The organism is Acidipropionibacterium thoenii DSM 20276, from assembly GCF_000423445.1.
Lineage (GTDB): Bacteria > Actinomycetota > Actinomycetes > Propionibacteriales > Propionibacteriaceae > Acidipropionibacterium > Acidipropionibacterium thoenii.
In genome coordinates, this window is record NZ_AUHZ01000026.1 from 1 (window position 1) to 15,647 (window position 15,647).

At 68.6% G+C, this 15,647-nt stretch carries 16 protein-coding genes, 1 rRNA gene and 2 pseudogenes; 9 read left to right on the forward strand and 10 right to left on the reverse strand.

Annotated elements, in window-relative coordinates:
• The 3 genes from G554_RS15520 to G554_RS0108525 form a co-directional block, all read left to right on the forward strand.
• A partial coding sequence (locus tag G554_RS15520) for an integrase core domain-containing protein (protein WP_036925203.1) occupies positions 1-330 on the forward strand: 330 nt, incomplete at its 5' end.
• A 74-nt stretch (positions 331-404) separates the two neighbouring features.
• A complete protein-coding gene (gene xseA / locus G554_RS15525; RefSeq protein WP_051232763.1) occupies positions 405-1,694 on the forward strand; it encodes an exodeoxyribonuclease VII large subunit in 1,290 nt (429 codons plus the stop codon).
• The gene (locus tag G554_RS0108525) at positions 1,691-1,972 is read left to right on the forward strand and encodes an exodeoxyribonuclease VII small subunit (RefSeq protein ID WP_084648427.1); all 282 of its coding nucleotides are present in this window, start codon (positions 1,691-1,693) and stop codon (positions 1,970-1,972) included. The genes xseA and G554_RS0108525 overlap by 4 nt, the downstream gene beginning before the upstream one ends.
• Positions 1,973-2,066: 94 nt before the next feature.
• Here G554_RS0108525 and G554_RS0108530 read toward each other — a convergent pair whose 3' ends face one another.
• From G554_RS0108530 to trhA, 3 genes are all read right to left on the reverse strand, one after another.
• Positions 2,067-2,624, reverse strand: a complete 558-nt coding sequence (locus G554_RS0108530; protein WP_084648428.1) for a DUF4245 domain-containing protein — start codon at positions 2,622-2,624, stop codon at positions 2,067-2,069.
• Positions 2,625-2,630: 6 nt separating this feature from the next.
• Positions 2,631-3,995, reverse strand: coding sequence for an RNA 5'-3' helicase PhoH2 (phoH2, locus tag G554_RS0108535; protein ID WP_027587579.1), 1,365 nt, complete (start codon positions 3,993-3,995; stop codon positions 2,631-2,633).
• Between the two features lie 120 nt (positions 3,996-4,115).
• The gene (gene trhA / locus G554_RS0108540) at positions 4,116-4,784 is read right to left on the reverse strand and encodes a PAQR family membrane homeostasis protein TrhA (RefSeq protein WP_051232768.1); all 669 of its coding nucleotides are present in this window, start codon (positions 4,782-4,784) and stop codon (positions 4,116-4,118) included.
• 202 nt (positions 4,785-4,986) lie between these two features.
• Here trhA and G554_RS0108545 point away from each other — a divergent pair, with 202 nt between their 5' ends.
• Positions 4,987-5,808: an isoprenyl transferase gene (locus G554_RS0108545; protein ID WP_027587581.1), complete on the forward strand. Its 822-nt coding sequence runs from the start codon at positions 4,987-4,989 to the stop codon at positions 5,806-5,808.
• Here the strand turns inward: G554_RS0108545 and G554_RS0108550 are convergent, their stop codons facing one another.
• On the reverse strand, positions 5,809-7,848 hold the full coding sequence (locus G554_RS0108550) for a thioredoxin domain-containing protein (RefSeq protein ID WP_027587582.1): 2,040 nt from the start codon (positions 7,846-7,848) through the stop codon (positions 5,809-5,811).
• Between the two features lie 176 nt (positions 7,849-8,024).
• A pseudogene (locus tag G554_RS15530) lies at positions 8,025-8,153 on the reverse strand (GNAT family acetyltransferase); the annotation flags it as partial.
• Between the two features lie 141 nt (positions 8,154-8,294).
• On the opposite strand from G554_RS15530, the gene G554_RS0108560 reads away from it, so the two are divergent.
• Positions 8,295-8,744: a DUF4307 domain-containing protein gene (locus G554_RS0108560; protein ID WP_245570007.1), complete on the forward strand. Its 450-nt coding sequence runs from the start codon at positions 8,295-8,297 to the stop codon at positions 8,742-8,744.
• 73 nt (positions 8,745-8,817) lie between these two features.
• Positions 8,818-9,315: a transcription elongation factor GreA gene (gene greA / locus G554_RS0108565; RefSeq protein ID WP_027587584.1), complete on the forward strand. Its 498-nt coding sequence runs from the start codon at positions 8,818-8,820 to the stop codon at positions 9,313-9,315.
• A 54-nt stretch (positions 9,316-9,369) separates the two neighbouring features.
• Here the strand turns inward: greA and G554_RS18385 are convergent, their stop codons facing one another.
• Together G554_RS18385 and G554_RS15535 are read right to left on the reverse strand one after the other, a co-directional pair.
• Complete coding sequence (locus G554_RS18385) at positions 9,370-10,566, reverse strand: hypothetical protein (protein WP_036925206.1); 1,197 nt, start codon at positions 10,564-10,566, stop codon at positions 9,370-9,372.
• 309 nt (positions 10,567-10,875) lie between these two features.
• Positions 10,876-12,009 (reverse strand): annotated as a pseudogene (locus G554_RS15535) (AI-2E family transporter); the annotation flags it as partial.
• Between the two features lie 141 nt (positions 12,010-12,150).
• On the opposite strand from G554_RS15535, the gene G554_RS0108580 reads away from it, so the two are divergent.
• Entirely contained in the window at positions 12,151-12,945 is a 795-nt protein-coding gene (locus tag G554_RS0108580) for a uracil-DNA glycosylase (RefSeq protein WP_084648431.1), read from the forward strand.
• Between the two features lie 125 nt (positions 12,946-13,070).
• Positions 13,071-13,697 carry a peptide-methionine (S)-S-oxide reductase MsrA gene (gene msrA, locus G554_RS0108585; protein WP_027587587.1) on the forward strand — a complete coding sequence of 209 codons (627 nt, stop codon included), beginning with the start codon at positions 13,071-13,073 and terminating at the stop codon, positions 13,695-13,697.
• 81 nt (positions 13,698-13,778) lie between these two features.
• Here the strand turns inward: msrA and G554_RS0108590 are convergent, their stop codons facing one another.
• Together G554_RS0108590 and G554_RS0108595 are read right to left on the reverse strand one after the other, a co-directional pair.
• Positions 13,779-14,165 carry a hypothetical protein gene (locus G554_RS0108590; RefSeq protein WP_027587588.1) on the reverse strand — a complete coding sequence of 129 codons (387 nt, stop codon included), beginning with the start codon at positions 14,163-14,165 and terminating at the stop codon, positions 13,779-13,781.
• Positions 14,162-14,716: a hypothetical protein gene (locus G554_RS0108595; RefSeq protein ID WP_027587589.1), complete on the reverse strand. Its 555-nt coding sequence runs from the start codon at positions 14,714-14,716 to the stop codon at positions 14,162-14,164. The genes G554_RS0108590 and G554_RS0108595 overlap by 4 nt, the downstream gene beginning before the upstream one ends.
• A gap of 55 nt (positions 14,717-14,771) precedes the next feature.
• Between G554_RS0108595 and G554_RS0108600 the strand changes: the two genes are divergently transcribed.
• Positions 14,772-15,248 carry a GNAT family N-acetyltransferase gene (locus tag G554_RS0108600; protein ID WP_036925207.1) on the forward strand — a complete coding sequence of 159 codons (477 nt, stop codon included), beginning with the start codon at positions 14,772-14,774 and terminating at the stop codon, positions 15,246-15,248.
• A 111-nt stretch (positions 15,249-15,359) separates the two neighbouring features.
• On the opposite strand, the gene rrf is transcribed toward G554_RS0108600, so the two are convergent.
• Positions 15,360-15,476 (reverse strand): 5S ribosomal RNA (gene rrf / locus G554_RS0108605).
• Positions 15,477-15,647 lie beyond the last annotated feature (171 nt).

The following is a 15,647-nucleotide window of genomic DNA, read 5'->3' on the forward strand; positions in this document are numbered from 1 at the left end:
TTCTTCACAGGCCTGGGCGTCACAGTCACCGCGGTGATGACCGACAACGGTTCCTGCTACCGGTCAGGCGCCTTCGCTGACGCGCTCGGCGACCATGTGAAGCACAAGTGGACCCGGCCATACCGGCCGCAGACCAACGGCAAGGTCGAGCGGTTCAACCGCACCCTCGCCGTCGAGTGGGCCTACGCGAAGCCCTACGCCAGCGAAGCCGAGCGCGCCGCAGCCTACGAGACCTGGCTCCATCACTACAATCACCACAGACCCCACACCGGGATCGGCGGCCAGACTCCCTCAGCCCGCGTTCACAACGTCACGGGGAAGTACACCTAGCGGCCACGCCGACTCGTCCGCACGGGCCTGCCGCGGGGCCGAGACCGTCGGACCCAGCCACTACGGTGGGGGACATGTCTGACTCCTCTCAGGCCAACCGCTCGGGCCCCGACCAGGCCGGTGCCGGCCCCCGTGACGCCGATCGGCCGAGGTCGCTGGCCTGGGTGGTCCGTGCCGTCAAGGGCTGGGTGGAGCGCTGCGGCCCGGTGTGGGTGCAGGCCCAGGTCATCGAGCTCAACCGGCGCTCCGGGCCCACCCAATTCCTCACCCTCCGCGACGTCGACGAGGAGATCTCGGTCACCGCGACCTGTCACCGCAGGGTGCTGGACGCCGCCGGCCCGGTGGAGACGGGCATGACCGTCACCGCCCTGCTGCGCCCGACCATCTGGTCGCGAACGGGTCGGTTGTCCTTCGAGTGCTCCCAGATCCAGCCCTCCGGCGAGGGGCAGCTGCTGGCCCAGCTCGAGCGTCGGCGACGCCTGCTGGAGGCCGAGGGGCTGTTCGACGTCGCCCTCCACACACCTCTTCCCATGCTGCCGGCCGGGGTTGGGCTGATCACCGGGGCCCACTCCGATGCCGAGCGCGATGTCATCCGCAACGCCAGCCTGCGCTGGCCGGCCGTGCGCTTCGTGGTGCGCAACACCCTGGTCCAGGGGTCGCATGCCGTCGAGCAGATCCTTTCCGCACTGGCCGAGCTGGACGCCGACCCCAGCGTCGACGTCATCGTCATCGCCCGCGGCGGAGGGTCTCTGGAGGATCTGCTGCCCTTCTCCGACGAGGCCCTGGTGCGCGCTGTGCATGCCGCCTCCACCCCGGTGGTCTCGGCGATCGGCCACGAGCGGGACAACCCGATCCTCGACCTGGTGGCCGATCTGCGCGCCTCCACCCCCACCGATGCCGGCAAGCGGATCGTCCCCGACATGGCTGAGGAGCTCGGCATCGTCGACCAGTGCCGGTCACGGATCCGGCAGGCGGTGGCCGCCCGGATCGCCACCGAGCAGTCGCGGCTGGACGGCCTGCGATCGCGGCCGGTGATGCTGGAGCCCACCGCCACTCTCGACATCGCCGAGGAACGTCTGGAGGCTACCGTGGCCCGGATGAGACTGGCCACCGACCGGTGCCTGGAGACCGCCGGACATCAGATCGACCAGTATCTGGCACAGATCCGGGCGATGTCGCCGAAGGCCACCCTGGATCGTGGCTACGCGGCGCTGGCCGACGAGCGGGGCAACTCGGTCGCCACGGTGGGCGCCACCGCCACCGGGGCCAGGCTCCGGGCCTACCTGTCCGACGGCGCCCTCGGCGTGCTCGTCGAGTCCGCCACCCCCACCACCTCACGCAGCCCTGCCAAGGAGACGTCATGACATCGAGCACCCCAGCCGAGCACCCTGCCGCCGCGCAGTCCGACCGCCAGCGATCGGAGCCTGACCAGCCGGGGGCCGAGCCCGAGATCGGTTACGAGCAGGCCCGCGACGAGTTGGTCGAAGTGGTCCGCCGGCTCGAGTCGGGCGGCACCAGCCTCGCTGAGACGATGACCCTGTGGGAGCGTGGCGAGAAGCTGGCCGCGATCTGTCAGAGCTGGCTCGACGGCGCCCGGCGTCGCATCGACCAGGCCCGCGAGAAGACCGAGCAGTCGGACTGATCGGTGGGCCCACTGACGGCGTCGCATCCCTGCGGCCCGCAGCACCACCCGCTCAGCGGATCCAGCCGGCCAGCGAACCGCCCTCCCCGGTTGCTCAGGAGGTCCTCAGCATCCGCACGTACTCCTCGAGCACCCGGTAGTCGGTGTCGCCGACCACCACCACGACAGAGCTGCCCTGCGAGCTCACCAGAGCGCGGGTCCGGTCGTCGTCGCTGACCCGCCGCTGCCACTGGTGGCCATCAACACTCACCGACCCGTCGGCGCGCGCCGAACGGGTGACGGCGTCGATGAAGGCCTCGCGGCCCGGTTGGTCGGACTGGTTGAGCCCGATGTAGGTCTGGTCGGAACTGAGGAAGCCCAGCTCCCACCGGTTCCCGGCGGCCACGGTGTCCCCCACCCAGGTCTGGCCGCGATCGGCATACCTGGCCTTGACCGGCTTCCAGCCGGAAGGCTCCAGGGTCGGGCCCAGCACCGGGTAGCCGGCCTGGGAGCGAGCCTGGGCCAGCACTGGACGCCAGTCCACCTGATCGATCTGCGGGGAGTCCGGGGTCCGGGTGAAGAACCACACCACCAGCACCACCGGTACCAGCAGTACGGCCAACGACAGGACCATGTCCCGTCCGGTCGCCTTGGAGTTGCGTGGGCCTGCCATTGGGAACTAGACCATGTCCTCGAGCATCTGGGTGACCAGGGCTGCGATGGGAGAGCGCTCCGAGCGGGTCAGGGTGACATGGCCGAACAGGGGGTTGCCGCGAAGCCGCTCCACGACGGCGGCGACGCCGTCGTACCGCCCGACTCGCAGGTTGTCGCGCTGGGCGATGTCGTGGGTCAGCACCACCCGGGAGTTCTGCCCGATCCGCGAGAGCACGGTGAGCAGCACATTGCGCTCCAATGACTGCGCCTCGTCGACGATGACGAAGGCGTCATGCAGGGAGCGGCCGCGAATATGGGTCAGCGGCAGCACCTCCAGCATCCGTCGCTCCAGGATCTCGTCGATGACATATGAGTTGGTCACCGAGGACAGTGTGTCGAGCACCGCCTGGCCCCAGGGAGCCATCTTCTCCCCCTCGGAACCGGGCAGGAACCCCAGCTCCTGGCCTCCCACCGGGTACAGCGGACGGAAGACCATGACCTTCTTGAACAGCTCCCCCTCCAGCACGGCGTCCAGCCCGGCGCACAGCGCCAGCGCGGACTTGCCGGTTCCGGCCCGCCCGCCCAGCGAGACGATCCCCACGTCGAGGTCGGTCAGCAGGTCCAGGGCCACCCGCTGCTCGGCCGACCGACCATGGATGCCGAAGACCTCCAGGTCGGTGTTGATGAGCCTGGCCTGACCGTCGGATCGCAGCCTGGCCAGCGCGGACCCGTTGGGTCCTTCCATCACCAGCCCGGTGTTGACCACCAGGTCCTCGGCACGCGGCCTGCCATCAGCCCCGTCCAAGGGGACCGAACCGTGCTCGTAGAGCCGGCCGATGGTCTCGGAGGTGACCTCCAGACCGGTCATCCCGGTCCAGCCGACATCGGAGGCCTGCTCGTGGCGGTACTCCTCGGCGTCCAGCCCGATGGCCGACGCCTTGATCCGAAGCGGCAGGTCCTTGCTCACCAGCACCACGTGGTGGCCGGCCTTGCGGTAGTTCGCGGCCACCGCCAGAATCCGGGTGTCATTGTCGCCCAACCGCAACCCGTCGGGCAGGCACTCCGGGTCGGAGTGGTTGAGCTCGACCATCAGGGTGCCGCCCTCGTCGTTGAGCGGGACCGGATGGTTGAGGCCGCCGTAGTCGATCCGCAGGCTGTCGAGCAGCCGCAACGCACCGCGCGCGAAATAGCCCAGATCCGGATGGTGGCGTTTGGCCTCCAGCTCGGTGATGACAACGATCGGCAGCACCACCTGGTGTTCGGCGAAGTTGAGCACCGCTCTGGGATCCGACAGCAGGACCGAGGTGTCGACCACATAGGTGCGATGGCCCTCCACCGGGGCCGCGATCACAGAATGCGGACGGCTCGGCAGATCCGGACGAGTGGGCAAGACGACCTCCCGGGACGTTGGGAACCACTTCGTGGGGTGCGGGGCGCCGATCGTGCGGCGGAACCTGTGCCCTGCCCTCAGGCTACCGACCCGAACCGCGCTGTGCTGGGGCCCGCACCCTCAGACCACCACCAGCGCGATCGCCAGGCCGTGGCAGATCGCTCCCATCGCAGTGCCGGCATGGAAGATCTCGTGGAACCCGAACCAGCCCGGCACCAGGTTGGGACGCCGCAGGGCGTAACTCACCGCTCCGGCCGAGTAGGCCAGTCCACCGGCGATGATCAGGACCACGACGGCGGCTCCGCCGGAGTGCCAGAACTGCGGCAGCCACCACAACGCGGACCAGCCCATCACGATGTACAGCCCGGTGTAGAGCCATCGGGGAGCGTCGATCCACAGCACCCGGAACGCCACGCAGACCACCGCGCATCCCCAGATGACGACCAGCAGGCTCGTCCGGGAGGCCCCGGTCAGCATCGAGACCGCCAATGGGGTGTAGGTGCCGGCAATGAAGACGGCGATATTGGCATGGTCGACCCGTCTCAACCGCGCCTTCACCGGCGGGCTCCAGTGCACCCGGTGATAGACCGCCGATACTCCGAACAGCTCGATACCGGTGCAGATCCACACCGCCAGTGCCAGCCGGTTCCCCCACCATCCGGAGGCCACCATCAGGGCGAGCCCACCGACCAGGATCAGGGGGGCCATCACGGTGTGGATCCATCCCCTCAGCCGTGGCGGATCGGCCTCGAGCACCAACTTGTCCTGCGCGACGACGTCAGACACCAGGCCTCCTCGTTCTCGTTCGGAGGTGCCATCCCCACGGCAACCTACTGAACCGTAGGTTAGCCTGCCGGAGGGAGGAGCAACAGCACCGGAGGCTCGACCGGGAGGACTGCGGTCCCAGGGGAGAGCCCGCGATCGGCCGTCCTCCGGACCGCCGGCGCGCTGCGTGGCCGCCGGTCCGGTCACAACGCAATAGGCTGATGTCATGAGCAGATCCGACCACCGCAGCACGAGGGCGGGAGAGCTGGCTGACCGCCTCCACCCCGCCGGCCTGCTCTACAGCACCTACGAGGCACGACTGCTCGATCAGCTCGACCGGTCCCGGTTGCCCGAGCACGTCGCGGTGCTCGCCGATGGCAACCGACGCTGGGCCAGACTCAATGCCCCCGGCCAGCCGCTGGTCACCGGCTACCGCGCCGGAGCGGCCAAACTCGGCCACTTCTGCGCCTGGTGCGACGAGGTCGGGGTCCCAGTGGTGACCCTGTGGGTGCTGTCCACCGACAATCTTCAGCGCGCCGAGACCGGGGAGCTGGACGAGCTGCTGAGGGTCATCGAGGACCTGGTCGTCACCTTGTCAGACAACCCCAGCTGGCGGGTCCAGGTGGTCGGCGACCTCAACCTGCTGCCCGCCGAGATGGCCTGCGTGCTGCGCGATGCCTGCCAGCACTCCATCGACCACCGCGGCATGCACATCAACGTCGCGATCGCCTACGGCGGGCGCCACGAACTACGAGACGCCGTTCGCGAGCTGCTCGCCGAGGAGGCCGGCAAGGGCACCTCATTGACTCAGCTGTCACAGACCCTGGAGATCGATCAGATCGCAGAACACCTGTACACCCGCGGCCAGCCCGACCCCGACCTCATCATCCGCACCTCAGGTGAGCAGCGGCTCTCCGGATTCCTGATGTGGCAGAGCGCCCACTCGGAGTTCTACTTCTGCGAGGCCCTGTGGCCCGACTTCCGCAAGGTCGACTTCCTGCGGGCACTGCGTTCCTTCTCCCAGCGTGAGAGACGGTACGGGCGGTAGTCAGACGCGCCGCCAGAGCGGATCCTTGAGCTCCAGGTAGTCGGTCACCGGCTCGAAGCACACCGTGCCGCGGCACACGTAGGCGGTCGGGCCGGCGGCGTCGCCCCGCTCGGCGAACCAGCCCCCGAAACCCTCGGTGCCCTGCCGGCCGCGCAGCAGAGCGGTCCCCGACGGGGCCATCCGCCAGGCCGCGGCAGCCAGCTCACCGGGGGCGGCAGCCTCCTCCACCACCACGACAGTGGCGGGCTTGAGACCGCGGCGAGCCTCGTCACGGACCAGGTGATCGGCCAGCGCCCAACCGCCATATCGCGGGGCGGCAGCCACCACCGGCTCGAGGGCGCTCGAGGCCCGATCGGCGCGCTCCATCAGGTCGGGGCGCTCAGCCATCAGAGCGACCCTCCTCAACGCCTTGACCATGGTGGCCGTCACCGAGGGGCAGGCGTCGTCAGTCAGCTGGTGGGAGGGCGCCGGCAGCAGCTCCGAGGGTTCGGCGTCCAGGAACGAGCCGTCCGCGGCGGAGAACCTCTCCACCGCCGCCTCGAGCACCGTCACCGCGCGCTCCAACCAGATCTGCTGACCGGTGGCCCCGGCCAGACCGGCCAGCGCCAGGCCGAGGTGGGCGTGGTCCTCGGCGACCGCCGGGGCTCCGACGATGCCGTGCAGGGAGGTGCGCAACAGCTGCCCGCCCCGCCAGTGCGCAGCCCACAGCCCCTCGGCCAGGCCGACGGCCCGCTCCACCCAGCCCCACTCACGCAGGATCATTCCGGCCTCGACCAGGGAGTCGATGGCCATCGCATTCCAGGCGGTGATGACCTTGTCGTCACGGGCCGGAGCGGGCCGGACCTGGCGCAGCTCCAGCAATGCGTCGAGATCCTCGTTGATCCGCTCCCAGTGCAGCCGGCCCCGCATCTGCAGGGTGGACAGCCCCTCCTCGAAATTGCCGGCGGCGTCGATATGAAGCAACGGGCGGAGCCAGTCGGCCTCCTGTCGGCCCAGCGCATCGACCAGCAGATCAGGACTCCACAAGTAGTAGGCCCCCTCACTGCTGTGGCCGGCCAGATCGTCGGAGTCGGCGTCTAGGGAGGCGGCGAACAGGCCCTCATCGGTGGTCATCTCACGCTCCAACCAGCCGATGGTCCGGCGCACGGCGTGGGAGTAGAGCTCACGCCGATCGGCGTCGTGATCGGCGGTGCGGCGCCAGCAGCGCGCCATCGTTCCCAGCAGCAGGGCGTTGTCGCACAGCATCTTCTCGAAGTGCGGGATGATCCACTGGGAGTCGGTGCTGTAGCGGTGGAACCCGCCGCCGACCTGGTCGAAGATGCCACCGCGCACCAGGTGTTCGCAGGTGTTCTGGGCGATGTCGAGACTCGTCGGGTCCCCCTTGACCAGCAGCGCGTCGATGAGGGTGGCATTGGGGAACTTCGTCGGGCCGCCGAATCCGCCGTTGACGATGTCGTAGTCGGCGCTCACGGCATCCAGCAGATCCTGGGCGGGAGGCATCGGGGTGCCCGCGGCGGGCCCACCGGCGGTGAGCGCGACCGAGCTGGCGGCCAGCTGGGAGGTGATGGTGGCGGCCTGCTCGACGACCTCCCCGCGGCGCTCCTGCCAGGCCTGTCCCAGCGCGGTGAGGACATCGGTGAAGCCCGGCTGGCCACCCCGGGCCACCGGCGGGAAGTAGCTGCCGGCGAAGAAGGGCTGCGCATCGGTGGTGCAGAACACCGTGTTGGGCCAGCCTCCCGAACCGGTCAGCGCCAGGGTCGCCTGCATCAGGGAGGAGTCGACCTCGGGCATCTCCTCGCGATCGACCTTGATCGCCACGAAGTAGCGGTTGATGACCTCGGCCACCTCCGGATCGGAGAAGGACTCCAGCGCCATCACATGGCACCAGTGACATGATGCGTAGCCGACGCTGACCAGCACGGGCAGGTCGAGACGTCGCGCCTGGTCGAAGGCCTCGGTCCCCCACGGGTACCAGTCGACCGGGTCGGCGGCGTGCTGCAGCAGGTAGGGGCTGGAAGCGTCCCCGAGGTGATTGGGCATGCTGGACAGCCTACGGCTCAGGCCTGGTCCTGTCCTTTGCGACCCGGCTCGACCGGATCCGGACCGGCAGAGGACACGTCGTCGGCTCCCGCAGCTGGCGACTGTGCGGTACCGGATTCTGGGGTGCCGGATTCTGGGGTGCCGGACCCCGCCCTGTCGGATCCAGCCTGATGGATCGGGACCTCGTCGAAATCGATGCCACGAATATTGCGACGGATGCTGAACCAGCCGATGATGCCGAACACCGCCAGGACGGCGAACACGATGAAGTTGGCCGATCCGGTGCCGATCATCGCAGGAGTCATGGTTGAACTCTACCCACGGCGCCGGTGCGTGGACGAGGCCACGACCCTGGACCCGCACCCGGCCGCCTGGCCCACCCCTGGGTCGGGCACAGCCCACAGGTCGACAGCACCGGATCGACGACCTGCGGCACAATGGGTCGGGTGAGTCAGGCAGTGCAGCGCGATCAGGGTCGGCAGGGACCGACCTCCCAGTGCAGTGCCGAGGACCGGGAACGGATCGCACGCCGTTATCCGCCACCGCAGGGGCGCCGGCTGCGAATCGCGGTGATCGGCGTGCTGGCCGTGCTGCTGGTGGTCTGGACCGTGTGGGCCGGTGTCCACCGGTCGGTCGAACCCGTCCGGGTCCAGGTCTTCGGCTACCACGTGGTGAGCGACTACCGGGTCGATGTCACCCTGGACATCCACCGGGGCACCCCTTCCGACACCGGTTCGTGCACCATCTACGCCTCCTCCATCGACTCCCAGCGGGTCGGGGAGATGCACTACGAGATCGCCCCTGGGACGGCCACCGACATCCGGGTCAGGACCTCGGTGAAGACCTTCTCGCGGGCAGTGACCGCACAGCTGGAGAACTGCCAGGCCCACCGCTGAGGGCCTGCCTGGCCGCGCCACCCCGATGAGGCGGTGCGTGTTGACAGCGGCGGTACAGCGATATCATGTGGGAATGCCTGAGTCCCAAGAAACCGTGTGGCTCACCCAAGAGGCCTTCGACAAGCTCTCCAAGGAGCTCGAGTACCTCAAGGGCGAGGGTCGCACCAAGATCTCTGCCAAGATTGCCGAAGCCCGCTCCGAGGGCGACCTGTCCGAGAACGGCGGCTACCACGCCGCACGCGACGAGCAGGGCCAGGCCGAGGCGAGAATCCTCCAGCTCGACCACATGTTGCAGAATGCGCAGGTCGGCGAGCGTCCGGCCGCATCCGACAAAGTGGTCCCGGGCTCGAAGGTGACGATCTACTACTTCGGCGACAAGTCAGACACCGAGACCTTCCTGCTGGGCTCGCGCGAGATGATGAACGTCGACAAGTCCGTCGACACCCCCGTCTACTCCCCGCAGTCCCCGCTGGGCGGCGCCGTGGTGGGTCTGCGGCCCGGTGAGTCGGCCAGCTACCAGGCACCCTCCGGCAAGTCCATCGAGGTCACCGTCGTCAGTGTGTCCGCCTGACCTCAGCCGACGCGCCTGACGGCGCATCGACGAGTCGAGGTGTCCGGATCGTCCTCAGTGTGCCTGCCTGACGGCGATCCGGCCCATCACCGCCGACAGGTCCAGACGCGCCGAACCGTTGCCGACGACATACTCGTCGACATCCGAGCCGCCGTCGGGCCAGGACACCAGTCCGGTGGTGACGTCGGCGCGCACCGCGACATTCGCGCCCTCGGTGAGGTTGACAGTCAGATTGGCCGATTCGGCGCGGATCCGGGAGCGCCCCCGGTCGATCGGGCCGGTGACGGTGGCCCCGCCGACCTGGAAGAGCGCATCGGCGATCTGATGGACGTCGAGGATCTCGGCGGCGCCTGCCGAGACGCGCACCCTGTCCACCTCGGTCATCCCCGACAGTCTCAGCGCACCGCCGGACAGTTCGATGTCCAGGGCCATCTCCGGATGCATCCTGATGATGAGCTCGGGGCCCAGGCCGAGATCCTTGAAGTCCTCGGCGTCCCTGGGCAGGCGCAGCCGCAGAAGACCCGACAGGTCGGGCCCGATGTGACTCTTGGAGCTGATCTCGACCGCGTCCGCAGTTCTGCGCCGGACATGCTCCCCCTCGACCTTGACGCCGGGAACGCTGGGATCCCCGATGATCGTCACCCTTCGGCCCACACACCGCACCCGGACCCGGGTCACCTCTCCTGAGGGCCCTGCCTGGCCTGCTCGACCGGTCTGGCCGGATCCGGCCTGGTTGTCTGCACCCGGACCATGGCCCGCGGCCTCGGATGCACCGAGACCAGCTCCTGCTGCTGCGGCTCCGGCGACCTTCTCCGCGGCCCCGGACACCCTCTGCCAGGCGGACCTCAGGCCCTGCCGGGCCTCGGGCGGCATGCGGTTCCAGGGCTCGTCGAAGATCCCGTGTCGGAAGTTCCCGCCTGCTGCGGTCTGCTCCCCAGCGGTGGTCTGGTCACCAGCATCAGCGCGATTCTGCTCGCCGCCGACGGCCGGGCCGTCGCCAGCTGCACCGTGCTCCGCGCCAGGGAACTCATCGTCACCCTGTGCGGCCGGCTCGGTCGTCTCGCCGGGCTGACCGGCCGGCTCATCGCCGGAGCCCTCGGGGGGGACGCCGGATCCCGGCTCGGACTGGGCGGAGCCGTGGGCTGCATCCACGCTGGTGGCGGCGTCGATCCGCCGTGAGGCCTCTGCCGCGTCGATGCGGCCGGCTGCCAGGTCGGCGAGGATCGAGGACAGATCAGGTGTCGAACTCATGGGCTCCACTTTATGGGCACAGGCCAGTACCGGGACGAGGGCCACCAGGACTGTCCACCCGGTTCCTCGCATCTGTTCGCCGAGCAGACTCCCGGGTTGATGCGCTCCCTCAGACGGTAGGGAGCGGCGCAGGGGCCCGGTCGGACCTCACAGGATGCCGTCGGAGTCCTGGCTACCGCCCGCCGATGCCGGGCCCCCATCGTGATCCGGCCCGTCGGCGGGGGCCGCAGCCGTGCCCTCCGGCCGGTCTCCCCGGTCCGTGTCGGCAGCGTCATCGCCGGCCAGCCCTCCACCGAGGGAGGGCACCTCGTCGGGTGGCAACTCCTCGGTCGAGCTCAGTTCGGAGGACAGCGCCTTGATGAAGGCGAACCCGAAGGCCACCAGCGGGATCGCGAAGAGCGCGCCCACGATACCGGCCTGGCTGGCGCCGATGGCGATCCCCAGCAGTACCGCGAGCGGGTGGATGGAGACCGCCTTGCCGAGCAGGAAGGGCTGCAGGACATGGGCCTCGATCTCCATCACACCGACGAAGATGATCAGCATGATGATCGCCTTGACCCATCCCAGCGTGACCAGCACCACCGCGACCGCGACGATGCCGGCGATCAGCGCTCCGGCGATCGGAATGAAGGCCAGGACGAAGGTGAGTGCGCCGATCGCCACGGCCACCGAGGAGCCGATCACTGCGGCTCCGATGCCGGCCCCCAGGCCGTCGACGAAGGCCACGATCACCGCCGCCCTCACATAGGCGACCAGAGCCACCCAGCCGCGCTTGGCGGCATCCAGAATCCTGGAACGGCCCGACCGCGGCACCAGCAGGGAGAGCTTCTCACCGAACTGGGTGCCTTGGTAGATGAAGAAGAAGGTGGCGAACAGCGAGATCAGCAGCCCTGCGACGAAGTGCCCCACGCCGGTCCCGGCGGCCGCCGCCCACCCGGCGATCCTCCCCTGGGATCCCTTGGCCCAGGTCTCGACCTGGCTCATCCACTGGTCGAGCTGATCACTGCCGATGTGCAGCGGGCCGTCGTCGAGCCAGTTCAACAGCTGTCTGGCGCTGTCGAAGCTCTGGTTGTACAGCTCCTCCCACTGTCCGGCGATCTGCGCACCGACCAGGGTGAAGATGCCGCCGACGACGATGACCAGCGCCAGCAGGCAGATCGCCGAGGCGATGCCTCGGTGAATGTGATGCCTCTCCAACCAGCCCGCCAGGGTCCACATCGCTGCGGTGAGCATCAGGGCCACCGCGACCGGAATGGTGACCTCGGAGATTCCCCCGAGCACCCGTGCGATCGCGTAGCAGAGAGCACCGATCACCAGCAGTCGCCAGGACCAGCCGGCCGCCGTGCGAACTCCCTGCGGGACGCCCTCGGCGCGCCTGGCATCAGGCACCTGGTCACCGATGTGGTCGTGATGAGTGGCCAACGACTCGTCAGCGGAGGTCATGACATCCTCTCCATCGAACCGGTCCTCCGACCCGATGCCCAGAAGGGTAGCGTTGCCGTGGTCACGGCGGCGATCCACCACCGCCCTCGGCCACGAATCACGGAGGTGTCCATGCCGGCCAGCGCCGAATCTGCTGAACCGATGAGCCACGGATCGACCTCCGGCCGGGGTCCGACACCGCAGAGCCCGGCATCCCCCTCCCGGGCACTGTCAGACAGCACCCCTGGCGGGTCCGCCGTCGCCAAGCCGTTGCGAGAGCTGGTCGCGCCCGACTGGGCCGAGGCGCTGGCCCCGGTCGAACCCGTCATCCATCAGATGGGCCGGTTCCTGCGCGACGAGCTGGCAGCAGGACACCGGTACCTGCCGGCCGGGGACCGGGTGCTGCGCGCCTTCTCACGGCCGATGTCCGCGGTCCGGGTGCTCATCGTCGGTCAGGACCCCTACCCCACCGTCGGGCACCCGGTGGGACTGAGCTTCTCGGTGGAACGCGACGTCCGCCCGATTCCGCGCTCACTGCAGAACATCTACGCTGAGTTGCAGTCCGACCTCGACATCCCTCCCTGCCCGCACGGCGACCTCACCGGCTGGTTCGAGCAGGGCGTGCTGCTGCTCAACAGATGCCTGACCGTCGAGCCGGGCCGTCCCGGATCCCATCGCCACAAGGGTTGGGAAACGGTCACGCAGACCGCCATCGAGGCCCTGGTGGCCCGCGGAGGCCCGCTGGTGGCGATCCTGTGGGGCCGAGATGCCCAGTCCCTGACGCCGATGCTCGGTGATGTCCCCCTTGTTGCCTCCCCTCACCCCTCACCCATGTCGGCCCGATACGGGTTCTTCGGGTCGCGGCCCTTCAGCCGCACCAATGAGTTGCTCCGCGAACAGGGTGCGGCACCGATCGACTGGGACCTGAGCCATCAGAACCCGGCCCCCGGACGCTGATCCCGAGATCCCCCCCGGGTCCAGATTCCGGACCGGAGTCGAGAGTCGAGCAGCCGAGCTGCCACCGAGATCGGGAATAGCCGGCCGGGCTGGGGCGCTCTGCCTGTGTGATATTCGGAAAGTCAGTGGACAAGCTCAAGATGGTCGACCCCGGCGACGCGCTGCCCGGGGGCCGGACGCCGGTGCTGGAGATGCCCTTCTTCCACCGAGTCCTGGGTGACCGGCTGGATCGCCAGTTCGATGACGCCGAGGTCATCTACCTGGCGCTGGGATGCTTCTGGGGTGCCGAGAAGCTGTACTGGCAGACCCCCGGCGTGCTGCTCACCAGCGTCGGCTACATGGGCGGGTACACCCCCAATCCCACCTACCGCGAGGTCTGCACCGGTCGTACCGGGCATGCCGAGACGGTCCGCGTCGTCTGGGACCCGAGCGTCGCACCGACGGAGGAGATCCTGCGGCTGTTCTTCGAGAACCACGACCCCACCCAGGGGATGCGCCAGGGCAACGATGTGGGCACCCAGTACCGATCCGCCATCTGGTGCACCACCGCCGCTCAGCTCATCGAGGCCACCAGGATTCGTGGTGAGTTCCAGGCCGAACTGCTGACCGCCGGATATGGCCAGATCAGCACCGAGATCGCGATGGCCGAGACGCCGTTCTATCCGGCCGAGGCCGAACACCAGCAGTATCTCCAGGCCAACCCCGGCGGGTACTGCCCGGTGCATGCGACCGGAGTGTGTCTGACACACTGATCGTGCCCGGCCATGCTTCCAGGCGGGTCAACCACAGACCCGCCTGATCAGGACGGCAGCGTCCCGATCAGCACGGCGCGGTCAGCCCAGCAGCTTGACCAGCACCACGCACTGCGGGGTGCTGCCGGCGAACAGGTTTCGCAACCCCGTGGAGACCGCCGAGGTCCACGAGGTCTTGTACTTGGCGAAGATCTCCTTGCGCACCTGTTCAAAGACCGGCCCCTCGGAGATCACGAAGGCCCGTCCCTCCAGCATCGGCTCCTCGGTGACCGCCTGGCCACGCCGGGTTGCGGCACGCACGCTCACCACCGCATTGTCCGGGAACCTGTCACGCACACCCTGGTCATTGGCCAGCCAGAACCCCACCTGGGTGTCCCCGGCCGCGACGACCTCCTCAACGGTGGTGTGGCGCTCGCCGTCGGAGTCGTAACTGGTGATGAGCATCCGCTCAGCGGCGCGCAGGCTCATGCCTTCTTCTCCACGCCGTCAGTGATCTCATGACCCCCATCGCCACCGGACCGCTCAATCCCCTCACCGGAGTTCCCCGCCCCGACACCACCATCGGTGATCTCACGACCCTCATCGGCAGCGGGCCGCTCAATGGCCCGGCCGGACTTCGTCGCCCCGGCACTGCCGTCGGTCACCTCATGGTCCTCATCGGCAGCGGGCCGCTCAATGGCCCGGCCGGAGCTCGCCGCCCCGGCACTGCGAAGCGCATTCTCCCGGATCAACCGTTCACGATCCCGCGCCGCCTCCTCCAAGGTGTCCTTGCGCACCCGAGCGTTCGTCTGCTTCGGCAGACCCAGACCGATCCCCCCGAGCAGACCGCACAGCAGGCACACCCCGGCCGCCAGCCAGACCGAGGGCATCGGGGAGTTGAACAACCCCGAGCCGGCCCGACCGGCGTTCGCCGCCTCCACCAGGTCCGGCATCTCGACAGCCAACTTGATGGTCAAGTACAGGCCGACGCACAGCCCGATCCCGCCGATGACGATCAGAATCGACTTCAAGGTCTTCACAGCCGAATTCTATCCCCATCAGGCCGCATCCCCGGCTGCCCTAAGCTCAGGGACCATGGCCAGTACCAGGAGGGCTACCGCCCAGGACCTACCCTTCATGATTCATGTTCTCCGGCTCGCGGCCGGGGGCTCCAGAGGACCGCTGTCGCTCGAGAGCTGCCGCCAGAATCCGGAGATCTCCCGCTACCTCGACCGGTGGAGCCCCGAGCAGATCGGGCTCATCTGCGCAGACCAGGGCAGCGACATCGGTGCCGCCTGGTTGACCGAGCTGCCCGCCGACGAACCCGGCTACGGATTCGTGGCTCCCAGCATCCCTGAACTCACCATCGGCATCGCCCCCCATTTCCAGGGCGCCGGCCATGGCGGATACCTGCTGGCCAGCCTGCTCGACGCCGCAACCCGCGCCGGGGTGCGCTCGATCAGTCTCAGCGTCTCAGACGACAACGAACCTGCCATCGCGATGTACCAGAGGGCCGGCTTCGCCCCGGTCGGGCACCGCGACGCGGCCACGGTCATGCTGCGGGTCGCCTGACCGGCTCAATACCGCCCATCAGATGGTACCTGGCAGCACATCTGTGGCTGTGTGTGTACGCAAGCGAGGCCCCGCACTGTGGTGCGGGGCCTGGCTTGTTCTAAGTGGGTTGTGCGGCGGCGTCCTACTCTCCCACCCACTGGCGTGGGCAGTACCATCGGCGTGTGGAGGCTTAACTTCCGGGTTCGGAATGGGACCGGGTGTTTCCCTTCAGCCATGGCCACCGGCACAAGATTATGGGACCACGTCCCTCGACCTGGGTCGAGGGGGTGGTGTTGTCAGGGGCTCCTGGACCAGCACCCCCTGGGGGGGTGTGGTGGTTCAGAGCCGCACAGTGGATATGCGCGATCGTTTGTAGATTGTTGTGAGGGCAAGCCCTCGGCCTATTAGTACCGGTCA

Bases quoted from the DNA above. Each gene is read 5' to 3' on its own strand.
- xseA (WP_051232763.1), top strand. From the start codon at position 405: ATGTCTGACTCCTCTCAGGCCAACCGCTCGGGCCCCGACCAGGCCGGT.
- G554_RS0108525 (WP_084648427.1), top strand. From the start codon at position 1,691: ATGACATCGAGCACCCCAGCCGAGCACCCTGCCGCCGCGCAGTCCGAC.
- G554_RS0108530 (WP_084648428.1), bottom strand. From the start codon at position 2,624: ATGGCAGGCCCACGCAACTCCAAGGCGACCGGACGGGACATGGTCCTG.
- G554_RS0108545 (WP_027587581.1), top strand. From the start codon at position 4,987: ATGAGCAGATCCGACCACCGCAGCACGAGGGCGGGAGAGCTGGCTGAC.
- G554_RS0108550 (WP_027587582.1), bottom strand. From the start codon at position 7,848: ATGCCCAATCACCTCGGGGACGCTTCCAGCCCCTACCTGCTGCAGCAC.
- greA (WP_027587584.1), top strand. From the start codon at position 8,818: ATGCCTGAGTCCCAAGAAACCGTGTGGCTCACCCAAGAGGCCTTCGAC.
- G554_RS18385 (WP_036925206.1), bottom strand. From the start codon at position 10,566: ATGAGTTCGACACCTGATCTGTCCTCGATCCTCGCCGACCTGGCAGCC.
- G554_RS0108580 (WP_084648431.1), top strand. From the start codon at position 12,151: ATGAGCCACGGATCGACCTCCGGCCGGGGTCCGACACCGCAGAGCCCG.
- G554_RS0108590 (WP_027587588.1), bottom strand. From the start codon at position 14,165: ATGAGCCTGCGCGCCGCTGAGCGGATGCTCATCACCAGTTACGACTCC.
- G554_RS0108600 (WP_036925207.1), top strand. From the start codon at position 14,772: ATGGCCAGTACCAGGAGGGCTACCGCCCAGGACCTACCCTTCATGATT.